This is a genomic window from Streptomyces sp. NPDC051105, from assembly GCF_040682795.1.
Taxonomy (GTDB): domain Bacteria; phylum Actinomycetota; class Actinomycetes; order Streptomycetales; family Streptomycetaceae; genus Streptomyces.
Window position 1 is genome coordinate 758913 of record NZ_JBFBBR010000002.1, and the last position, 21129, is coordinate 780041.

Sequence of the window (21129 nt, forward strand, 5' to 3'; positions counted from 1 at the left end):
TACGATGACGCGTGGAACGGCCGGGGTACGGAGAGCCTCTTCAGGGGCTCAGGGGCTCAGGGGCTCAGGGGCTCAGGGGCTCAGGGCCGAGGGCCGGGAGCCGGTGTCGAGGGGACGATGCCTTCATGACGGGGAACGCAAGCTGGGGGACGGCGGCCGCGCGTACCGTCCGGTTCGTGGGACGCGCACTGCGCGACGAATGGCACAGCATCCTGGTGGAGCCGCTACGGCAACTCGTACGGCGTGGTCTCTCCGGGATCGTGCTGGCGTTCGTGGCCGCGTTCGGCGTCATCCTCTTCCACGACGTGGCCCAGCACCCCGTCGGCAGAAGGCTGGTATGGCATCTCGGCGGTGTCACCGCCGACCTCCCCCTGTGGCTGTCCCTGCTGCGCACCCCGGTCTCGCTCTACGTCCCCGCGCTCGACCTCCCGGTGTGGGCCGGCATCACGCAGCTCTTCCTCGCCTTCGCCCTCGCCGAACTCGCCCTCGGCCGCGCCCGGACGCTCGCCGTCGCCTACCTCACCACCCTGGCCGGCACCATGACGGCCCGTGTGATGGTGGCGCTGGGCCCCGGCTGGTGGGGATTCGGCCTGCCCCCGGAGGCCGGCCGGATCCTCGACACGGGGCCGTCCGCCGCCGTCGTGGGCCTGTTCACCTATCTGGCCGTGGTCCGCCGGGCGCCCGTCGTCTTCGCGCTGACCGGCGGTTCGATGGTGTGGGAGTCCGTCGCCGTACCCAACCTCGCCGGCCGGGAGCACCTGATCGCGGTGACCGCGGCGATCGTCCTCGGCCTGCTGCACGGCCACCGGCCGCCGATCCCCGCCCGGCTCGCCGCACGCCCCGCCGCACGCCTCGGCACCCCGCCGTCCCCGCCCCGGTCCGACCCGCCCGTGCCTCGGCCCGACCCACCGCAGCACCACCCCGTAGCGTCGCTCCGGGTCCGCTGAGACTCCCCAATCCCTCCGGGTTCCCCGAAACCCATAAGTCACGCGGGCGACCCGTCGAAGTGCTCAACGACGTCAATGTGATGGTTTTCGCACTTCAGCCGGTCCGGGCAACCCCTAATGTTGCGCGGGCTACGGCAGGGCGCGGCTGACACCATGGTGTTTGTCGCCGGCAGGCTGAAGGGATCCAGGGATGTTCCGCAAGGTGCTGGTCGCCAACCGTGGAGAGATCGCCATCCGCGCTTTCCGCGCGGGCTACGAACTGGGCGCGCGCACGGTCGCCGTGTTCCCCCACGAAGACCGTAACTCGCTGCACAGGCTGAAGGCCGACGAGGCCTACGAGATCGGGGAACCCGGCCATCCGGTACGGGCCTACCTCTCCGTCGAGGAGATCGTGGGCGCCGCCCGCCGGGCCGGGGCCGACGCCGTCTATCCGGGCTACGGGTTCCTCTCCGAGAACCCGGAACTCGCCCGCGCCTGCGAGGAGGCGGGCATCACGTTCGTCGGGCCGAGCGCCCAGACGCTGGAGCTGACCGGAAACAAGGCCCGCGCGGTCGCCGCCGCCCGCGCCGCCGGCGTACCGGTGCTCGGCTCCTCGCAGCCCTCCAACGACATCGACGAACTGGTCCGCGCCGCCGACGAGATCGGCTTCCCCGTGTTCGTGAAGGCCGTGGCCGGCGGTGGTGGCCGCGGGATGCGCAGGGTCGAGGACCCGGCCGCGCTGCGCGAGTCCATCGAGCAGGCCTCCCGGGAGGCGGCCTCCGCGTTCGGCGACCCGACCGTCTTCCTGGAGAAGGCCGTCGTCGACCCGCGCCACATCGAGGTGCAGATCCTCGCCGACGGCGAGGGGAACGTCATTCACCTCTTCGAGCGGGACTGCTCGCTCCAGCGCCGCCACCAGAAGGTCATCGAGCTGGCCCCCGCGCCCAACCTCGACCCGGAGCTGCGCGACCGCATCTGCGCCGACGCCGTCCGCTTCGCCCGCGAGATCGGCTACCGCAACGCCGGCACCGTCGAGTTCCTCCTCGACCCGCACGGCAACCACGTCTTCATCGAGATGAACCCGCGCATCCAGGTCGAGCACACGGTCACCGAGGAGGTCACCGACGTCGACCTGGTCCAGGCCCAGATGCGCATCGCCTCCGGCGAGACCCTGGCCGACCTCGGGCTGTCGCAGGACACGGTGAAGCTGCGCGGCGCCGCCCTCCAGTGCCGTATCACCACCGAGGACCCCGCCAACGGCTTCCGCCCCGACACCGGCCGCATCAGCGCCTACCGCTCCCCGGGCGGCTCCGGCATCCGGCTCGACGGCGGTACCACCCACGCCGGTACGGAGATCAGCGCCCACTTCGACTCCATGCTGGTCAAGCTCACCTGCCGGGGCCGGGACTTCAAGGCCGCCATCGGCCGCGCCCGGCGAGCCGTCGCCGAGTTCCGCATCCGCGGTGTCGCCACCAACATCCCCTTCCTCCAGGCCGTCCTGGACGACCCGGACTTCCAGGCGGGCCGGATCACCACCTCGTTCATCGAGCAGCGTCCGCACCTGCTCACCGCCCGCTCCTCCGCCGACCGCGGCACCAAGCTGCTCACCTACCTGGCCGACGTCACCGTCAACAAGCCGCACGGCGAGCGCCCCCATCTGATCGAGTCGACCTCCAAGCTGCCCCCGCTGCCGGCCGGGGAGCCGCCCGCGGGCTCCCGCCAGCGTCTGGTCGAGCTCGGCCCGGAGGGCTTCGCCCACTGGCTGCGCGAGTCACCGACCATCGGCATCACCGACACCACCTTCCGTGACGCCCACCAGTCCCTGCTCGCCACCCGCGTGCGCACCCGCGACCTCCTCGCCGTCGCCCCGGTGGTCGCCCGCACCCTGCCCGAACTGCTGTCCCTGGAGTGCTGGGGCGGCGCCACCTACGACGTGGCGCTGCGCTTCCTCGCCGAGGACCCCTGGGAGCGGCTGGCCGCCCTGCGCGAGGCCGTCCCCAACATCTGCCTCCAGATGCTGCTGCGCGGCCGCAACACCGTCGGCTACACCCCGTACCCCACCGAGGTGACCGACGCCTTCGTCCAGGAGGCCGCCGCCACCGGCATCGACATCTTCCGCATCTTCGACGCCCTCAACGACGTCGGCCAGATGCGCCCCGCCATCGAGGCGGTACGGGAGACGGGCACCGCGATCGCCGAGGTCGCCCTCTGCTACACCGCCGACCTCTCCAACCCGGACGAGCGGCTCTACACCCTCGACTACTACCTGCGGCTCGCCGAGCAGATCGTCGAGGCCGGCGCGCACATCCTGGCCGTCAAGGACATGGCGGGGCTGCTGCGCGCCCCGGCCGCCGCGAAGCTGGTCTCGGCGTTGCGCCGGGAGTTCGACCTGCCCGTCCACCTGCACACCCACGACACGGCGGGTGGCCAGCTGGCCACCTACCTGGCCGCCATCCAGGCCGGTGCGGACGCGGTGGACGGCGCGGTGGCCTCCATGGCCGGTACGACCTCGCAGCCCTCCCTGTCGGCGATCGTGGCCGCGACCGACTACTCGGAGCGTCCCACGGGGCTCGACCTGCGGGCGGTCGAGGACCTGGAGCCGTACTGGGAGAGCGTCCGCAAGGTCTACGCGCCCTTCGAGGCGGGCCTCGCCTCTCCGACCGGCCGCGTCTACCACCACGAGATCCCGGGCGGTCAGCTCTCCAACCTGCGCACCCAGGCCGTGGCGCTCGGCCTCGGCGACCGCTTCGAGGACATCGAGGCGATGTACGAGGCCGCCGACCGGATCCTGGGCCGGCTGGTCAAGGTCACCCCCTCCTCCAAGGTGGTCGGCGACCTCGCCCTGCACCTGGTCGGCGCCGGGGTGAAGCCGGAGGACTTCGAGGCGACCCCTGACAAGTTCGACATCCCGGACTCGGTCATCGGCTTCCTGCGCGGCGAGCTGGGCACTCCGCCCGGCGGCTGGCCCGAGCCGTTCCGCACCAAGGCGCTCCAGGGCCGCGGCGCCGCCAAGCCGGCACCGGAGCTGGGCACCGAGGACCGCGAGGGCCTCGCCAAGGACCCCCGCACGACCCTGAACCGGTTGCTGTTCCCGGCCCCGACCCGGGAGTTCGAGACGCACCGCCAGACCTACGGCGACACCAGCGTCCTCGACAGCAAGGACTTCTTCTACGGCCTGCGCCCGGGCAAGGAGTACGCGGTCGACCTGGAGCCCGGCGTCCGGCTGCTCATCGAGCTCCAGGCGATCGGCGAGGCCGACGAGCGCGGTCTGCGCACGGTGATGTCCAGCCTCAACGGCCAGCTGCGGCCCATCCAGATCCGCGACCGGGCGGCCGCCTCGGACATCCCGGTCACCGAGAAGGCCGACCGCGCCAACCCCGGCCATGTAGCGGCCCCGTTCGCCGGCGTCGTCACCCTCGCCGTCGAGGAGGGCGCGGAGGTCGAGGCGGGCGCCACGGTGGCCACGATCGAGGCCATGAAGATGGAGGCCACCATCACCGCCCAGAAGACCGGCCGGATCTCCCGGCTCGCCATCAACCGCATCCAGCAGGTGGAGGGCGGCGACCTGCTGGTCGAGATCGCCTGAGTCGAGGTCCGCGCGAGGGGAGGGCCGGTCGGTCGCCGCCGGTCCTCCCCTCGACGGCTACGAGCGGGCGAAGTGGGCGCGCAGCCGCGCCTTCAGCAGGTTCGGGTCGCGCTGGGTGGAGTAGGCGCCGCCTGCCACGAACAGATCACGGCCGTTCACGGCCAGCGAGGTCGGGTTGGACAGGCCGTCCTGCACGGTGAGCACGGTGCTGCGGACGCCGTCCGGGCGGACCATGACGACCTCGTTGGACGGGTTCAGCGCGGCGAGCACGACGTCCGAGTGCCCGGGGAAGACGAAGTCGTCGACGCCGGTGAGGCCGGTCGCCCGCGTCTCGGTCGCCCCGGCCGAGCCGTCGGCGCCGACCGGGATGCGCAGCAGGGTCCCGCGGTCGCTGTTGGTCACCCAGACCGCGTCCTGGTGCACCTTGATCCCGTTGGCGCCGAAGCCGCTGGCCGGCGCCGGGAGCCCGGTGAGGGCGGTGCCCGTGGCCCAGGCCGTCGGCGTGCCGCCTGCCTGCGGGATGCGCCAGACCGTGCCCAGCGCCGAGTCGGCGGCGTAGAGCACCCCGTGCCGCTCGTCGAGGGCCAGGCCGTTGGGCAGGCCGTCCGAGGGCAACTGGGCGATCTGCTCGGGAGTGCCACCGCCCGCCGGGACGCGCCAGACGCCCGTCCTGCCGGTGCCGGTGGCGTAGTTGACGTACAGCGTGCCGTCGTGGGCGCGGGCCAGGCCGAGGGTGACGGCGCCGTCCATCAGGGATGTACGGGGGTGGTCCTCGGCGGGCAGGGTCGCCAGCACCCGGACCCGGCGTTCCCGGGTGACCTTGGCGACCTGCCGTGCGGACGCGAAGGTCACGTCGACCGAGCCGCCCCGCTCGGTGACGACGTTCTCGGGCGTCTGCCCGGCGGCCAGATCGAAGTGCGCGATGACGTGCGGACTGGAGACGACCGGCTCGTCGCCCGCGGCCGGAGCCGCCGCGAACAGGCCGATCGCGACCGCGGCTGCCGGGGCGACGGCGGCCGGACGGAGAAATCGGGGCATGTGACCTCTTTCGACGGGAGCGCGAAGCTCCGGCGTACCGGTCACACCAACATGACGGCTCGTCGGTCCCGGCCCGGGGCAGCCCCGGCCGGGACGTCGCCCGCCCGGCGCACGGCGTGGCCCCGCTTGCCGCGCAGCCGGGTGACGGTCCCGCTCAGTTCCACAGCGGGTAGTTCATGACCTGCGTGTATCCCTCCGGCTTGGCACCGGCGTAGCTCAGGCTCATCCGCGTGAACTGCTCCACGTTCGGATGCTTCGTCCAGGCCGTCGGCCGGTCGAGCCGTACCGTCACCGGGTACTTGTGGAAGGTGCCGGCCGCGCAGTACGGCTTGCAGTCGTTGACCACGTTCACGCCCTGGCCGACCGCGGTGTTGTCGTTCCACTGGGTCCACTTCATGCCGGTGAGCAGGCTGTTGCCGTCACCGCAGGCCAGCGTGAAGTCGGTCGGCCGGAACCGCTGGTGCCAGAGGCAGTCGACGAGCACGGGGTGCTGGACCGCGGGCGACGCGGCCGGTGTCGGCGGAGTCGCGGAGGCCGTCGTCATGCCCGCCGTGACCAGCAGGGCCGCCCCGAGTCCGATCGCCGTTCCCACCACTGGTCTGCGCATGGTCGCTCCCACCAGTTCCGCCGTTCTTCGTTCCCTTCGACGCTACGACCGTCCCGCCGGATGTACCACTTGCGCCGGGTTCGCGACGGGCGTCAGCATGCCGGCGTAGGCGCCGTACCGCATCCGGTAGCGGGCGACCGCCGCCGTCGCCCCGAAGAGCGGCTCCGCAGCCGCCCCAGCACGATCCCGATGATCCAGAAGATCCAGCCGATCGCGAACCAGCCGGCCGCCGCGAAGGTGGTGACGATCCACGCCGGGATCATCAGGATCAGCCGGAACAGCACCGCGAGCCGGTTCAGGGTGGTGGGCCGCAGCTCGATCTGCACCGGGTACTCCGGCGCGGTCAGGGCGAACGGCGGATAGCGGTCCACCAGGAGCATCGAGCCCCTCCATCGTGCGGCGGCACCACCGCCCCCGCCAGGCCCGGGCAGCCGAACTACCCGTGTTGGACGGTCAGTCCGTAGAACGCGACCCGGGCGCCGTTGGTCGTGCTGTCGGAGGATGACTGGTTGTACGAGCCCGCCTTGAAGTACTGCTTGTACGGGTTGAAGGAGGACGGAATGGCGTAGTGGGTCGTAGTGCCGTTGACGGTCAGGTCGATGGTGTTCCCGCCGGAGACGGCGATGGTGTAGGTCCAGGTCTTGCCGATCGACACATGGCCCACGCTGTGCGTGGTCTGGCCGCCGGACGGGGAGTTCTCGGTGCCGAGGACGATGTCGCCGTTGGAGTGGTAGTACAGCTCCAGCAGGGGCTTGGTGGAGGAGCCGCCGGTGCCGAGGTGGATCTGGCCCACGCACACGTTCTTGGTCACCGAGACCACCCGCAGGGTCGCGCTCATCCTGTGACTGCCGCTGAGCGACCAGTTGGCGGCGCTGCCGTCGCGGTTCATCTCGCGCAGCTCGGAGCGGGCGTAGTTGGAGTTCGGGGTCGTGACGCCCTTCTCGGGCGCCCAGAAGGTCATCGCGCCGTCGCGGGTGTCGGTGTAGAAGTACGCGTCCTGGTAGCCGCCCGCGCCCTGCAGCCGGGACGAGGGGATGGTGGTCGGCGAGCCGGGGGAGCCCACCGGCTCCTGGAGCTGCCATATGGACAGGTCGAAGTTGCCGCCGGGCGCCTTGCCCGGGTCCGCGGCGCCCGCGCTGCCGCCGGTGAGCAGCACGAGGGCGAGGGCGAGGCCCGCGGCGGCCGGAGCCGCGAGCAGTCGGGAACGGTTCACGTGGGGGGTCCTTTCGGGAGAGGGCTGCGTCCGGAACCCACCTGATGTTCATATCGATGAACGCCGGACGCATCCATAACCGTCGCTGACCCGTGAAGCTAAAGGTCCGGACCAATCCCGTCAAGAGGTTCAGCAGGCGCCCTCGTCCTGCCAGGGGCCCCACTCCGAGGCGCCGGGCACCTCGTTCTGGGTCCACCACTTGGCCTTCCAGTTGTGGCTGTTGTACGAGACCTCGTTGCCGGCCGTGTACACCGCCGTCGCACTCCACGCGGTCTTGCAGGAGGTCGGCGTCGGGGTCGGCGTGGGGGTGGGGGTGGGCGTGGTGGTCGGCGGGGTGACCCCGGCGAACTTCACCGAGTACTTGGCGAAGTCCCAGTCGCTCTGCGCCACGCTGGAACAGGTCCCGGAGGTGGTGCCGTTGTTGTCGACCGGGCTGCACTGGCGGTCGCGGTTCAGGGACCAGAACGTGAACCGGTCCATGTTGTGGCTCGTGGCGTAGTCGAGCACCGTCTGGAAGTCGGCCTGGGTGAAGTACTCGCCGGTGTCGCTGCGGCCGTTCATCCCGGAGAAGCCCTCGTGGGCGTAGGCGGTCGCCTGGTCCCATCCGAAGGTGGACCGCAGGATCGAGTTGAAGTTGGTGAGCGCGCTGGTCTGCGCCGCCGCACCGCTGAAGCCGCCGTCGAACGGCATGATGGAGAAGTTGTTCGGCGTGAACCCCTGTGACTTCGCCTCCAGCAGCATCTGCTTGCCGAACCAGCCGGTCCCGTCCGCCGTGCCGGCGGTGGTGACGGAGACGTACAGGCCCGGGTTGTTCTGCTGGAGGATCTTCGCGGCGCCGATCTCGTTCCTGATCGCCGCGGTGTTCTCGTACTCCGGTTCCTCCAGGTCGAAGTCGACGGCGTGCAGTCCGTACTTGGTGATGACCTGCTGGTAGGCCGCCGCGGTGGAGGCGGCGTCCGCGCAGGTCTGGCCGAGCTTGGTGCCGCCGTAGCCGCCGATCGACACGGAGACGTCGCCGCCCTTGGCCCGGATGGTGTTGATGACCGACTGGACGGCGGTGTCCGAGGAGACCGCCGCGGTGCCGCCCCAGGTGGGGGAGCAGCCGCCGCCGCTGGGGGCCAGGACGAACGCCAGCTGGAAGGCCTTCAGTCCGGTGGCGTCCATGATGGTGGCCGCGTTCGGCGGGTTGTTGTCCAGCGGCATCAGATAGGGGGCGGCCGCGTACCACCGGTTGCTCAGCGCGGTGGTTGCGCCCGAGGCGTCGCTCGCGACGAGCGCGGTCGTGCCGGCGGCGGCGAGGGTGACGGCGGCCGCCGCGCCCAGACATGCGCGAAGGGGTCTCACTGGTGCCTCCAGGGAGGGCGGGGGGAGGTGGGGTGGTGCCCCAGCTTCCGGAGATGTCGCGAGCACGTCAATAGATTGGACTGGACCAAAGTGCACTTTGGACTAGACCATACGAATTCTTTACCCGTGATGCCGGAGCAGCGTCGGCCGCCCGAACCGCACCTTCACACCGGGGGACCAGAGCACGCTGACCGGCGGCCCGGCAGGTGCGGGCAGGCCCGCCGCCACCACCAAGTCGTCGTCCAGATCCAGGAGTTCGGCCCGGTGCAGCGGCCAGGGCGGGTGCTCGGCCGGCTGATGCAGGGTGCGCCCGTGCCAGGTGGCGTGCAGCCCCCAGCGCGCGGTCAGGAAGTGCTCCAGCGGCGACGGCTCGGCGATCGGCGGCCCGGTCCGTATGACCGCCCGGCTGGTGGCGGCCGGACCCCTCCGCCGGCAGGTGTAGGTGATCACTTCGCCCTCACGGCGCAGCCGCATCGAGGACCAGAGGTACGGCAGCCGGAACCCGAGCCGGCCCGCCAGGGCGGGGAGCAGCCGGGCTGCGTCCAAGGACTTGAACACCACCCCGCGCCGGCCCTGCTCGTCCACCGAGTACAGCCGTACGTTCGTCTCGCAGAAGGTCCCCAGGTACGGCAGTCCGGGTCCCGGGCCCAGACCGACGTCCCGCATCAGGAAGGGGACCAGGCCGACGTAGCTGACCCCGTCCAGGGTGTCCGGCCGGGTGCCGGCGGGCAGCAGCCCGGCCACCCGATCCGGCTCCACCGGCCAGTGCAGAAAGGTGAGTTCGTGCCAGCCCTGTACCTGGGTCGCCCGTCGCACGGGCCGTGGGGCCGAGGCGGTGATCGGCTCGGGTTCCATAAATACGGTTTTAGCACACCAGTGCGAGCGACGGTGTGGAGGGTGCGCGGACCGGATGCCGTCCAAGCCCCGCGTGATCAGGACTTCCGGGCCTCTCACCGCGCCCACCTGGGTAAACTGTCGGCGACCCACAGGCCTGGAGAAGGAGGAGCCGGGATGCCGTCGCACAGCTCTTCCGCGGCCGGGGCCCCGGCCGAGGGCGAGGAGCACGACGAGCCGCCTCCCGTCCGGCAGGCGCTGTCGGACAGCGTGTACGAGAGCGTCAAGGCGATGGTCATGGACCACGAGATCGCCCCCGGCGCCCGCGTCGGCATCGACGCCCTCTCCCGCACCCTCAAGGTCTCGCCCACCCCGGTCCGGGAGGCCCTGGCCCGGCTGGAGTCGGACGGACTGGTCGTCAAACGCGCCCTGTCCGGATACCGGGCCACAGAGCTGCTCACCCGCCAGGGCCTCGCGGAACTCTTCGAGATGCGGCTGCTGTTGGAGCCCAGAGCCGCCGCCCTGGCCGCCGTCAACGCCACCGAGGACCAGCTCGACGGCCTCGAACGGATCGTTGAGGAGATGCAGGCCCAGCCCAGCCCGAACGGCCGGTACGCCTCCTACCGCGACTTCGCCGCGCTCGACCAGCGCTTCCACGAGGCGATCGGACAGGCCGCGCACCGCCCGCTCCTCGTGGACGCGGTGGAACGCCTCCACGCCCACCTGCACATCTTCCGGCTCAGCAACGTGGTCGGCGCCGGTGGCCCGACCGTCACCGAGCACGAGCGGATCGTCCGGGCCATACTGCGCCGCAACCCCGACCGGGCGGCCGAGGCGATGACCGACCACCTCACCCGCAGTATGGAACGCCAGCTCGTAGAGGGCGGCGGGGAGGGCCAGGGCCAGGGCCAGGGTCAGGACGACGGCCAGCCGCCGGCTGCCCCATGACCCCGGCCGCGCCGTGGCTCACGACCGGAGCCGCCCCCCGCCTGACGAGCGCACCGTGTCGTGGGCGTGGATCAGACGGATGATCCGGCCGCTCATCCGGTCGTAGTCACGGTCGTTGTCGACCTCGCCGCGGACGCGGTGGTCCGTCATGACCACGATCCGGTCGGCGAGGGTGACCATCTCCGCGAGGTCGCTGCTGATCAGCAGGATGGGCAGGCCGTCGTGGGCGAGATCCCAGATCAGTTCGTGGAAGGCCCGCTTGGTGCGGACGTCCACGCCGACCGTCGGCTCGTCCACGACGAGCAGCCGGGTGTCGGCGGCCAGCCACTTGGCGAGGCTGACCTTCTGCTGGTTGCCGCCGGAGAGCTCACCGGCGGTCTGCGCGAGCCCGGTGATCCGGATACCGAGCCGGTCGACGAGGTCCTGGGCGACCTCGCTTTCCTCGCGTGCCGAGACGAACCCGAGCGCCCTCGCGAGCCGTCGCCACACGGTCACGGTGATGTTCCGGACGATCGGCTGCTCCAGGAAGACGCCTTCCTCCTTGCGGTTCTCGGTCACATACCCGATGCCGAACTCGTGCAGCGCCTGCCGCGGCGAGGCGATCCGGGCCGGTCTGCCGTGCACCCGTACCTCGCCGCCGGTGATGCGGTCCAGGCCGAGCACCGCCTTGACCAGCTCGCTCCGCCCGGCGCCGACCAGCCCGTACAGACCGACGATCTCCCCGGGCCGCACCGCCAGGCTGATGTCCCGGTGCCCGCCGGCCGTGGCGACCGCCTCCAGCTCCAGGACCGGCGCGGCGGACAGGTCGACGGTACGCGGGCGCATCTCGGCCGCCGCGTGGGCGCGGCCCACCATGAGGCTCACGATGTCGTCGTGGGAGTGGTCGGCCAGCGGCGAGGACTCCAGCACCGATCTCCCGTCCCGCAGCACGGTGACGGTGTCGCAGACGGCGAAGACCTCCTCCAGCTTGTGACTGACGAACACGACACAGGCGCCGCGCTCGGCCAGCCGCCGGACCACCTCGAACAGGCGCTCCGTCTCCTCGGGGGACAGCGAAGCGGTGGGCTCGTCCAGGAGCAGCACCCGGCTCTCGGTGTACAGGGCCTTGGCGATCTCCACCAACTGCTGCTGTGCGACGGACAGTTCGCGGACCGGCCGGTCCGGATCGAGGTCGACGCCCAGCTCGGTGAGGCAGCCGACGGCCGGTTCGGTCATGGCCGCGTAGTCGACCAGTCCACGGTGCGAGGGCGGCTTCTGCAGGGTGATGTTCTCGGCCACCGAGAAGCGCGGGATCAGATTGCGTTCCTGGTGGACGACGCCGATGCCGGTGCGGGTCGCCTCCAGCGGCGAGCGCAGCCGCACCGGTTCGCCGCACCAGGTGAGGGTGCCGCCGTCGGGGGAGTGCACCCCGGTCAGGACCTTGATGAGGGTGGACTTGCCGGCGCCGTTCTCACCGAGGAGCGCGTGCACACTGCCGGCGGCGAGCCGCAGCCCCACGCCGTCCAGCGCGCGGACCCCGGGGAAGACCTTGACCAGGTCGCGGCATTCGAGGAGGACCGTGTTCACCGCGTACCTCCTGGCTGCGGGGACGGCGTGGTCTTCGCCAACCGGGTCTGGTTCAGGTGCCCGCCGGCGACCGTGCCGAGGACCACCAGACCGATCAGGAGGTTCACCCAGCTCGGGTCCAGCGAGAACTGGGCGCGTGCCGCGTCGATGAGCCGGGTCACGAAGGCCGCCAGTACGGTCCCGAACACGGCGATGGAGCCGCCGGTCAGCGCGACCCCGCCGATGATCGGCGCCGCGAAGCTCGGCAGCAGCCAGTCACCGCCGACGCTGCGGTTGACGCCCGGCAGCGAGGCGGTCGCCGTCACGGCTGCCACCCCGACCAGCAGCCCGGAGAGCGTGTGCGCGGCCACGATCTGCCGGTCCGTGGAGATACCCGACAGCCGGGCTGCCAGCGGATTGCCGCCGGCGGCCAGCAGCCGCCGTCCCGCGACCGTGCGGTACATGAACCCGCCCAGCAGGACCGCCGCGACGATCGCCGCGACGAAGACGAGCGGGATGTCCAGCGGCGCCGCCGTGCCCAGGTCACGCAACGCGGCGGAATAGCCGTCGACGGTCCGGGTGCCGACGAGCCGGTACTGCGCGCCCAGGAGGATCGTCATCGTGGCGAGTGTGACGATGAAGCCGTTGATCTGCGTGGCCACGATGACGACGCCGGTCATCAGTCCGACGGCCGTCGCCGTCAGCAGCCCCACGAGTACGGCGACCACGGCCGGCACCCCGTGATCGGCCATCAGGACCCCCGCCAGACAGGCGGTGAAACCGCCCAGGGCGCCCACGGCGAGATTGAGCTGGCCCACGCACAGCGCCACCATCTGCGCCAGGCCGATCAGGATGGGCGTGGCCAGGTACTGCAGGAAGACCCGCACCGAGGGGCCCTCGAAGAAGGAGCCCGACGACGCCACCTCCAGCGCCACCGAGCCGGCCACGACCACCAGCAGCAGCATGGCCGCCGTCGTACGGGAGAACCGGTGCAGCGCCGCCGCGGCCCGGCTGCGCTGATCGCGGATCGTGCTCATGTGGAGCGCACCACCTTGCGATAGGAGACCACGGTGCGGATCCGGTCGGCCGACAGGGCGAGGAGGAGGATGCAGCCAAGATAGATATTGAGGCTTTCCAGTCCGACGCCGAGCAGGTCGAGCCCCTTGCGGATCACGCCGACCAGCGCGGTGCCGAGCAGCGTGCCCAGGACGGACACCACCCCGCCGGTGAGCAGGGTGCCGCCGAGTACCGCGCCCAGGAAGGACGGCAGCATGAAGTCGTCGCCGATGGAGGCGCGGAACGTACCCGTCCCGGCGGCGGCCATGAAGCCGGCGAGCGCGGCCAGCAGCCCGGAGAGGGCGTGGGCCAGCAGGACCCGGCGTCCGGTGGGAATCCCGGACAGCTCGGCGGCGGCCGGGTTCGCCCCGGTGAGCAGCAGCTCCCTGCCGATGCGCGTACAGCCGTACAGAAAGCCGAGACCCAGCATGGCGACCACGGTGAACTGGGCCAGCTGGGGGATCGCCGGTGAGCCGCAGATCGGCCCGACGCAGATGTCGGCGAGGGAGTAGGACCTCAGTGCGGCGATTCCGGCCGGCCGGGTGGTGAAGGCGGCGTCCTCGGTGAGGGCCGAGTACATGAGGGAGACCAGGCCCAGCAGGGCGAAGTCCATCGCCAGCGTGACGACGAAGGAGCTCACCCCGGTCCGGGCGATCAGCCAGCCGGTGACCGCGCCGATCGCCGCGCCCGCGGCCAGGCACAGCACCAGCCCGGCTTGCATCGGCAGATGGAGCTTGTCATAGCCGAGGCCCGCGAACATGGCGCCGAAGGCCGCCATCCGCCCGACGGCGAGGTTCATGTGCCCCACGGACAGGGCGACCATCTGGGCGAGCGCCACCACGGTGAGCGTGGCCACGTCCCGCAGCAGCGGGAAGAGCACCAGCCGCTGGTCGAGGAAGGCGGGGCGCAGCACGCCGAACAGGATGCTCAGCGCGAGGACCAGCACCAGCAGACCGAGCCGCTGGTTGACCCAGAACGGCATCCGGTGGGCGGCGGCCTTCTCCTCCGGGACGGTCTCCGGCGGGCTGACGGACGTCGTCATGCCACCCTCCGGTCCTCGAGGGCGTCCAGGTCCCAGTCGATTCCGATCCCCGGCACGTCCGGGGCCACGGCCAGGCCGTCGCGGATGGCCAGCTCGGTCCGGGTCACGGCCCGCAACTGCGGGATGTACTCGACGAAGCTGCCGTTGGGCACCGCGGCGGCGAGGCTGACATGCAGTTCCATCAGGAAGTGCGGGCAGACCGCCACGTTGTGGCTCTCCGCCAGGTGTGCCACCTTCAGCCACGGGGTGATACCGCCGATCCGGGCCGCGTCGACCTGGACGATCGACGCGGCCCCGGACTCCAGGTAGCTGCGGAACTGCATGAGCGAGTACATCGACTCGCCGACGGCCACCGGGATCCGGGTCGCCCGCGCGAGCCGGGCATGGCCGCTGATGTCGTCCGCAGGCAGCGGCTCCTCCAGCCAGTACGGGTCGTACGGCTCCAGCGCGGCCGCGAGCCGGAGCACCGAGGACGCCGTCTGGGACTGGTTGGCGTCGGTCATGATGTGCAGCGCGGGGCCCACGGCCTCGCGCACGGCGCGCAGCCGCTCCGCGTCCTCGGCGGGATGCGGCTTGCCCACCTTGATCTTGACGCCCGCCCAGCCTGCCTCCTGGGCCCGCAGGGCGCTCTTCACCAGCTCCTCGGTGCTCAGATGGAGCCAGCCGCCCTCGGTGTCGTAGACCGGGACCTCCTGGCGGTGTCCGCCGGCCAGCCGCCACAGCGGCTCGCCCGCCCGCTTGCAGCGCACGTCCCACAGGGCGGTGTCCACGGCGGCGAGCGCGAGGGAGGTGATGGCTCCGGTGGTGGTGGCCCGGGTGAGCGCGAACAGTCGCTGCCACAGGGCCTCGACGTTGCGGGCGTCCTGCCCGACCAGGGCGGGGAGCAGATGGTCGCGCAGCAGGGCCAGTACGGAGGTGCCCCCGGTGCCGATCGTATAGGCGTAGCCGGTGCCCGCGAGGCCGTCCGCCGTCTCCAGGTCGACCAGGACGGTCTCCTGTGTGACGAAGGACTGCACCGCGTCGGTACGGTTTGTCTCGACGGCGATGTCGGCCAGCCTGGCGGTCGCGGTCGTGATGAGCGTCATCGATGTCCTTACTCTGTCGGGGCGGTCAGCCGCACGCGAGGATCTTGTCGGCGAACTCCTGCTTGAGCTGCGCGGTCTTCGCCTGCCGGGCCTTGTCGTAGTCGGCCACGTTCGCCTTGTCGACGACGAACGAGCCGGAGTCCACCTCCACCCCGGGGTCGCGCACGGTGCACTGCTTCGTCTGGAGCAGGGCCAGGGCCCAGACGCCGATCTCGGCCTGGCCGACCGGGTTCTGTACGACGGTGGCCGTGACCGTGCCCTGTCTGATGCCGCTGAGGATCTTGGCGTCGTCGTCGATGGCGATGACCTTCGCCTTCGACCCGGACGACTTGACGGTGTCGGCGGCGGCGACGGCCGGGTTGTAGGCGGTGGCGACGATGCCGGTGATCTGAGCGCCCTTCGCCGCCATCAGGTCGGACACCGCCTTCTGCGCGGTGCCCAGGTCGGTGTCGATGTCGGTGACGGTCTGCAGAAGCCGCACCTTGCCGCCGGACTCCTTGACCGCCCGGGCGACGCCCTTGATCCGCAACTGGGTGTTGGCGTCCACGTTGTTGCCGGTCAGATGGACCAGGGTGCCCTTGCCGCCCATGGCCTCGATGGCCGCCTTCGTGGCCTTGTAGGCGGCGAGTTCGACGTTCGTGGAGAGGCAGAAGTCGGCCTCGTCCGTGCCGCCCGCCGGGCAGGAGCCGAGGGAGGCCACCGGGAAGCCCTGCGACTTGAGGTCCGCGAAGGTCGTGTTGATGTCGGTGGGGGAGACCCCGAACACCCCGAAGGCGTTGTAGCCGCGCGCGGCGAGTGTGGACAGCAGGTTGTTCTGCTTCTGCTGGTCCCACTCGGCCGTCTCGTCGAAGGTGACGGCCCCGAGGCCGTACGTCTTCTTCGCCCCGGCGCCCGCCGCCTTCCAGGGCTGGAAGTAGGGATGGGCGCCCCCCGGCACGAGGGCGACCTCGGTCCGCGAGCCGTCCGTCAACTCGGCACCGCCGCCGGTTCGTTGGGCCGCCGTGGCCTGACCGGCGGCGGTGCCGGGGGCGTTGCGGTAGGTGCAGGCCGCTGTCCCCGCGACGAGCAAGGCCGCTGTGAGAAGCCCGGGCAGGACGGATCTGGTCGGGAAGCGCATCGCCCACCCCTGCGTAATCAGATAGGAAATCGATGCGGAGATCGTGTGTCAGGGAGGCGCATGCGTCAAGGTTTGTGACAAGAACGGTTTTGATCAGCGGAGATCGGAACCGGCCTTGGTCCGGATTCGCCCACGGCGAGCGCAATCCTATAGGAAATCCCTTGCTCGTCGGGGTGCCTGTCGCGGCCTTGGGGGATCTGGCAATCCCTCTGCGCAGAACTCTGGCCGCCGCCCGCCACCTCGGGCTACCGCCGGTAACATCCTGGTGGCCGGCTGCGGCGGCGGGATGCACGGATACCGCTCGCTGGAGGGCACCTTCCTCGGCGGTTGCCTCTTCTCGGGCAGGCAGGCGGGCCGGGCCGCGACCGCGGCGACGGCGACCTGACGGAAAGGACCGGGAAAGTCCGAGTCACCCCACCCTCATCCCGCCGTGACAGTGGCACCCTTGACAGCGTGCGTACTGTTTCGCGACGTTTGAGCGACACCTCCGGAACGGCGACCCGGTCGCCGGCCGCGGACGGAAGGCGTACGGCGGGGAACAGGAGCTGTTCGTAGCAACGGCAGAACGCGGAATCCGCGTTATGGGGGGGGAGCGGTCGCCATGCGATCCAGAGGCCAGTGCAGAGGCCCGTCCGGGACTCGGTCCCGGAGTCATGCGCCACACACCTCGTCGACCGAAGGGCGGTTGATCTGAGGTGGACATCACGATCCACAGACCCGGCGAACTGACCCAGTCACTCCGCCGGGCCTGGCATCACGCGATGGACGAGTCACCGGAGTACGCCAACCCCTTTCTGGCCCCGGAGTTCACGATCGGTGTCGGCAGACACCGCGGGGGCGTACGGGTGGCCGTCCTGCGCGACGCCGGCGAACCCGTCGGCTTCTTCCCGTACGAGCGCAACGCCTTCGGCGTGGGCCGGGCCATCGGCCTCGGCCTCTCCGACTGCCAGGCGCTGGTGCACCGCCCCGGAGTCACCTGGGACGCCCAGGAGTTGCTGAGCGCGTGCGGCATGTCCATCTTCGAGTTCGACCATCTGGTCGCCGAGCAGAGACCGTTCGCCGGCCATGTCACCGGGACCTTCGCCTCGCCGGTGATCGACGTCAAACCCGGCGACGGCGGTTACCCCGAGTGGCTGCGCGCCACCTACCCCGGCCTGGCCAAGACCACGCTGAAGAAGGAACGGCGCCTCGGCCGCGACATCGGCGACCTGCGCTTCGAGTTCGACGAGCGCGACCCGGCGGCCCTGCGCACCCTGATGCGCTGGAAGTCCGCCCAGTACCGGCGGACCGGACGCATGGACCGCTTCGCCCGCCCCTGGATCGTCGACCTCGTGGACCATCTCTTCCACGTCCGCGAGGATCACTTCACCGGCGTGCTCTCCGTGCTCTACGCGGGCGACCGCCCGGTGGCCGCGCACTTCGGGCCGCGCTCGGGCACCGTACTGGCCGCCTGGTTCACCGCCTACGACCCCGAACTGCACTACTACTCGCCCGGGTTGATGATGCATCTGCGCACCGCCGAGGGCGCGGCGCGCGGCGGTGTGACCCTCGTCGACCTCGGGCGCGGGGACAAGGAGTACAAGGACTGGCTCAAGACCCGCGAACTGTGGGTCGGCGAGGGATTCGTCACCCGAACCCACCCGGTGGCCGCGGCACACCGCCTGTGGCGCCGCCCGGTCCGCGGCCTGCGCAACACCGTCCTCGCCCATCCCCGGCTGCGCGACCCGGCGGACCGGCTGCTCAAGACGGTCGGCACCCTGCGCGCCTCGCGCCGCCCCGACGGGCTTCGCAAGGGATGAACCCACCGTCCTGACCACGAGCGCCCCGCCCGCCGGGCCGTCCCGAGGTCAGGACGGTGCAGGCCGGCCGGCCCGGCCTTCACCGGTGCGGCCTCTTGCCCGCCATGCGCACTATGATCCTGTAAAGGTGAAATCCAGGGTTTCGCCCTGGAAGGGCTGCCGCCTCGGCCGGAGTGATCCATGCCCCGCAAGCGCTCAATGGACGACGACGAGCTGCTGGTCAGACTCCGGTCGCTCACCGCCCAGGCACGCGAGCGGGCCGAGTACCAGCGCTCCCAGGTCGAGCTGGCCATCGCACTCCAGCGCGGCATGCTGCCCCGCGACCTGCCCGAGACCCCCCGCTTCCACCTGGCCGTCCGGTACGCGCCCGCCACCTACGGGCTGAACGTGGGCGGTGACTGGTACGACGCCTTCACCCTGCCCGACGGCCGCATAGGCCTGTCCATAGGTGACGTCCAGGGCCACAACATCGAGGCGGCCGCCTTCATGGGCCAGGTCAGGGCGGGACTGCGGGCGCTCGCCTCGGTGACCAGCGAGCCGGGCGAACTGCTCGCCCGGACGAACGACCTGCTGGTCTCCCTGGGCAACGAACTCTTCGCCACCTGCACGTTCATGCGGCTCGACCCGGAGACCGGGGTCCTGGAGAGCGCCCGGGCCGGCCACATCCCGTTCGTCTGGGCCACCGCCGACGGAAAGTCCGGGGTCGGCGAGGACGAGGGCGGGCCGCCGCTGGGCATCGAACCGGGCATCGAGTACCCGGTGTCCCGGTTCCGGCTCACCACCGGGGGCATGTTCGTGCTGCTCACGGACGGGGTGGTGGAAGGGCCGTCGATGAGCATCGAGGAGGGACTCGACCAGGTGGTACGGCTCGCCGGTATCGCTGCCATCGCCGGTCTCGAGGCGCACTCCCTGGCCGCCGCCGTGATCAAGGGCGCGGAACAGGTGGGCCACGAGGACGACGCGGCGGTCCTGGTCGTGGGCCACGACGGCCTCGGCCGCACGCCGTAGCGACCCGCGCCCACGCCGTAGCGACCCGCGACCCACGCGCCGGGGACACGGCCGCCGGCCGGGTACAGCGGCTGTCGGGGCGTGGGCGGCGGACGGCCGGTACTTCTCCCCGTCGGACGTGGGGGACGTCGGCGGCCGACGTACCCGGCACGTCGGCCGTAGGTGGTTCCCCGCCTCGCCGACCTGGGCGGATCGGTGTCTGATGGCTGCTGTGGTGGGTATCCAGGAACTGCGCCGGCCGGCCGTCTTCGCCCTCCGGACGCTGGCTGTCGCCACCTGCTACTTCGCGGCAGGGCGGCTGGGCCTGCTGTGCCGGCTCACCGTCGAGGGCGCCGTCTTCACCCCCATCTATCCGCCGACCGGAGTCGCGCTGGCCTGTCTGCTGGTCTTCGGCCTGGGCTGCTGGCCGGGCGTCACGCTCGGCGGCCTCTTCCTCGTGCTGTCGCTCGGCACGCCCGGACCCGACGTCCTGGGCATCCTCCTCGGCAACACGGCCGGGCCGGTGTGCGCCTACGTGATGCTGCGCCGGGTCGGCTTCCGCACCGACCTGGGACGGCTCCGGGACGGCCTCGCCCTGGTGTTCCTCGGGGCGCTCGCCGCCATGGTGATCAGCTCCACCGCCGACGTGGTCACGCTGGTCCTCGTCGGCAAGCTCGCCGCGACCCACTTCTGGCCCATCTGGCTGGCGTGGTGGGTCGGCGACGCGATGGGAGTCCTGATCGTCACCCCGGTCCTGCTGGTGCTGTTCGAAGCCCGCGGTTTGCCGTCCCTGACCCGCTGGAAGGAGGCGCTGGCTCTCGCGGTCGTCGCAGCCGTCATGGTCCCGGTGGCCACGCGCAGCTCCATGAACGCGCTCTTCCTCGTCTACCCGCTGCTGATCTGGGCCGCGCTGCGGTTCCGGCTGGCGGGAAGCATGCTGTGCGCCCTGTTCGCATCGGTGATGGCCGCGGTCGCCGCGACGCAGGGCGTCGGAGCGTTCGCCCGGCTGTCCCCCGTCGAGGTGATGCTGAAGCTCCAGCTGTTCAACGGTGCGCTGGCCCTGACCGCGCTGCTGCTGTCGGCCGTGATCACCGAGCAGCGCAACACCCGGCTGTCCGTCGAGGAGGCCTGCCAGGACCTGGCCGAGGCCCTGGAACACCTCAGCGCGCACGATCACCCGGCCGGCCGGGCCCCGCCGGAGGTCGAGGAACTCCGGCGCGCACGAGACGAACGGTGACCGGGCGGTCGCCCGGTCACCGTTCACGTGTGGGGGGCCGTTGTCAGACGGTGCCGCTGGCCGTGATCTCGATCTTGGCCTTCGGCGCACCGCTGGAGGTGCCGTAGCCCTCGATCTTGTCGACGATGTCCGAGCCCTCGACGACCTCGCCGAAGACCACGTGCTTGCCGTCCAGCCAGGGCGTCAGCACGGTGGTGACGAAGAACTGCGAGCCGTTGGAGTGCGGGCCCGCGTTGGCCATGCTCAGCAGGTACTTGCGGTCGTGCTTGAGCTGGAAGTTCTCGTCCGGGAACTTCTCGCCGTAGATGCTCTTGCCGCCGGTGCCGTCACCGCGGGTGAAGTCACCGCCCTGGAGCATGAACTGGGGGATGACCCGGTGGAACCCCGAACCGGCGTAGCCGAAGCCGTTCTGCCCGGTGGCGAGCTCACGGAAGTTGCGGGCCGTCTTCGGGACCACGTCGTCGAACAGGTTGAACACGATCCGGCCGACCGGCTCGTTGTTGATCGAGATGTCGAAGTAAACGTTGTCGCTCATGCAGGTCAACCTATCGCGAACCGTCCCCCGGTCCCTCCCATGGGTGCGGACGGAGCGGGGTGTCGGGCCGTCCGAGCCGCTCGGGCGCCCGCATCCCTGGGGGACACGGCGCCCCGAGCCGCTGCCCGGCGACTCCTAGTAGGGCTTGGTCAGGTCCGTATTGGTGTTGGTATGTCGCGGTGGCAGGTGGGGCAGGCGCCGGTCCAGAGGGCGAGGAGTGTCTGCAGCTC

Annotated in this window: 17 protein-coding genes and 1 pseudogene; 6 read left to right on the forward strand and 12 right to left on the reverse strand. The window is 71.1% G+C overall.

The window, feature by feature from the left end; genetic code table 11:
• Window positions 1-125 precede the first annotated feature (125 nt).
• Both AB0N16_RS07365 and AB0N16_RS07370 read left to right on the forward strand, forming a co-directional pair.
• Window positions 126-947, forward strand: coding sequence for a hypothetical protein (locus tag AB0N16_RS07365; protein ID WP_365793973.1), 822 nt, complete (start codon window positions 126-128; stop codon window positions 945-947).
• 190 nt (window positions 948-1137) lie between these two features.
• Window positions 1138-4512: a pyruvate carboxylase gene (locus tag AB0N16_RS07370; protein WP_365793975.1), complete on the forward strand. Its 3375-nt coding sequence runs from the start codon at window positions 1138-1140 to the stop codon at window positions 4510-4512.
• Window positions 4513-4569: 57 nt separating this feature from the next.
• On the opposite strand, the gene AB0N16_RS07375 is transcribed toward AB0N16_RS07370, so the two are convergent.
• The 6 genes and pseudogenes from AB0N16_RS07375 to AB0N16_RS07400 form a co-directional block, all read right to left on the reverse strand.
• Window positions 4570-5550, reverse strand: coding sequence for a hypothetical protein (locus tag AB0N16_RS07375; RefSeq protein ID WP_365793977.1), 981 nt, complete (start codon window positions 5548-5550; stop codon window positions 4570-4572).
• Between the two features lie 154 nt (window positions 5551-5704).
• Window positions 5705-6157 carry a hypothetical protein gene (locus tag AB0N16_RS07380; protein WP_365793979.1) on the reverse strand — a complete coding sequence of 151 codons (453 nt, stop codon included), beginning with the start codon at window positions 6155-6157 and terminating at the stop codon, window positions 5705-5707.
• Between the two features lie 87 nt (window positions 6158-6244).
• Window positions 6245-6540, reverse strand: a pseudogene (locus AB0N16_RS07385) (DUF4389 domain-containing protein); the annotation flags it as partial.
• 53 nt (window positions 6541-6593) lie between these two features.
• Window positions 6594-7370 carry a polysaccharide lyase family 7 protein gene (locus tag AB0N16_RS07390; RefSeq protein WP_365793981.1) on the reverse strand — a complete coding sequence of 259 codons (777 nt, stop codon included), beginning with the start codon at window positions 7368-7370 and terminating at the stop codon, window positions 6594-6596.
• 129 nt (window positions 7371-7499) lie between these two features.
• Window positions 7500-8714, reverse strand: coding sequence for a carbohydrate-binding protein (locus AB0N16_RS07395; protein ID WP_365793983.1), 1215 nt, complete (start codon window positions 8712-8714; stop codon window positions 7500-7502).
• A 120-nt stretch (window positions 8715-8834) separates the two neighbouring features.
• A complete protein-coding gene (locus AB0N16_RS07400) occupies window positions 8835-9569 on the reverse strand; it encodes a DUF2071 domain-containing protein (protein ID WP_365793985.1) in 735 nt (244 codons plus the stop codon).
• A 156-nt stretch (window positions 9570-9725) separates the two neighbouring features.
• Between AB0N16_RS07400 and AB0N16_RS07405 the strand changes: the two genes are divergently transcribed.
• Entirely contained in the window at window positions 9726-10496 is a 771-nt protein-coding gene (locus AB0N16_RS07405; RefSeq protein WP_365793987.1) for a GntR family transcriptional regulator, read from the forward strand.
• 18 nt (window positions 10497-10514) lie between these two features.
• Here the strand turns inward: AB0N16_RS07405 and AB0N16_RS07410 are convergent, their stop codons facing one another.
• From AB0N16_RS07410 to AB0N16_RS07430, 5 genes are read right to left on the reverse strand one after another with little or no spacing between them, the layout of a single operon-like run.
• Entirely contained in the window at window positions 10515-12062 is a 1548-nt protein-coding gene (locus AB0N16_RS07410) for a sugar ABC transporter ATP-binding protein (RefSeq protein ID WP_365793989.1), read from the reverse strand.
• Window positions 12059-13078, reverse strand: coding sequence for an ABC transporter permease (locus AB0N16_RS07415; RefSeq protein ID WP_365793991.1), 1020 nt, complete (start codon window positions 13076-13078; stop codon window positions 12059-12061). The genes AB0N16_RS07410 and AB0N16_RS07415 overlap by 4 nt, the downstream gene beginning before the upstream one ends.
• On the reverse strand, window positions 13075-14139 hold the full coding sequence (locus tag AB0N16_RS07420; RefSeq protein WP_365793993.1) for an ABC transporter permease: 1065 nt from the start codon (window positions 14137-14139) through the stop codon (window positions 13075-13077). Before AB0N16_RS07420 ends, AB0N16_RS07415 begins: the two co-directional genes overlap by 4 nt.
• A complete protein-coding gene (locus AB0N16_RS07425; RefSeq protein ID WP_365793995.1) occupies window positions 14136-15224 on the reverse strand; it encodes a mandelate racemase/muconate lactonizing enzyme family protein in 1089 nt (362 codons plus the stop codon). Before AB0N16_RS07425 ends, AB0N16_RS07420 begins: the two co-directional genes overlap by 4 nt.
• Window positions 15225-15249: 25 nt before the next feature.
• Complete coding sequence (locus tag AB0N16_RS07430; RefSeq protein WP_365793997.1) at window positions 15250-16341, reverse strand: substrate-binding domain-containing protein; 1092 nt, start codon at window positions 16339-16341, stop codon at window positions 15250-15252.
• 695 nt (window positions 16342-17036) lie between these two features.
• Here AB0N16_RS07430 and AB0N16_RS07435 point away from each other — a divergent pair.
• The 3 genes from AB0N16_RS07435 to AB0N16_RS07445 all read left to right on the forward strand — a co-directional run bounded on the left by AB0N16_RS07435 (window position 17037) and on the right by AB0N16_RS07445 (window position 20364).
• Entirely contained in the window at window positions 17037-18140 is a 1104-nt protein-coding gene (locus AB0N16_RS07435) for a GNAT family N-acetyltransferase (protein ID WP_365793999.1), read from the forward strand.
• 180 nt (window positions 18141-18320) lie between these two features.
• Window positions 18321-19148, forward strand: coding sequence for a PP2C family protein-serine/threonine phosphatase (locus tag AB0N16_RS07440; RefSeq protein WP_365794001.1), 828 nt, complete (start codon window positions 18321-18323; stop codon window positions 19146-19148).
• Window positions 19149-19350: 202 nt separating this feature from the next.
• Window positions 19351-20364, forward strand: coding sequence for an MASE1 domain-containing protein (locus AB0N16_RS07445; protein ID WP_365794003.1), 1014 nt, complete (start codon window positions 19351-19353; stop codon window positions 20362-20364).
• 43 nt (window positions 20365-20407) lie between these two features.
• Here AB0N16_RS07445 and AB0N16_RS07450 read toward each other — a convergent pair whose 3' ends face one another.
• The gene (locus AB0N16_RS07450; RefSeq protein WP_365794005.1) at window positions 20408-20899 is read right to left on the reverse strand and encodes a peptidylprolyl isomerase; all 492 of its coding nucleotides are present in this window, start codon (window positions 20897-20899) and stop codon (window positions 20408-20410) included.
• Window positions 20900-21129 lie beyond the last annotated feature (230 nt).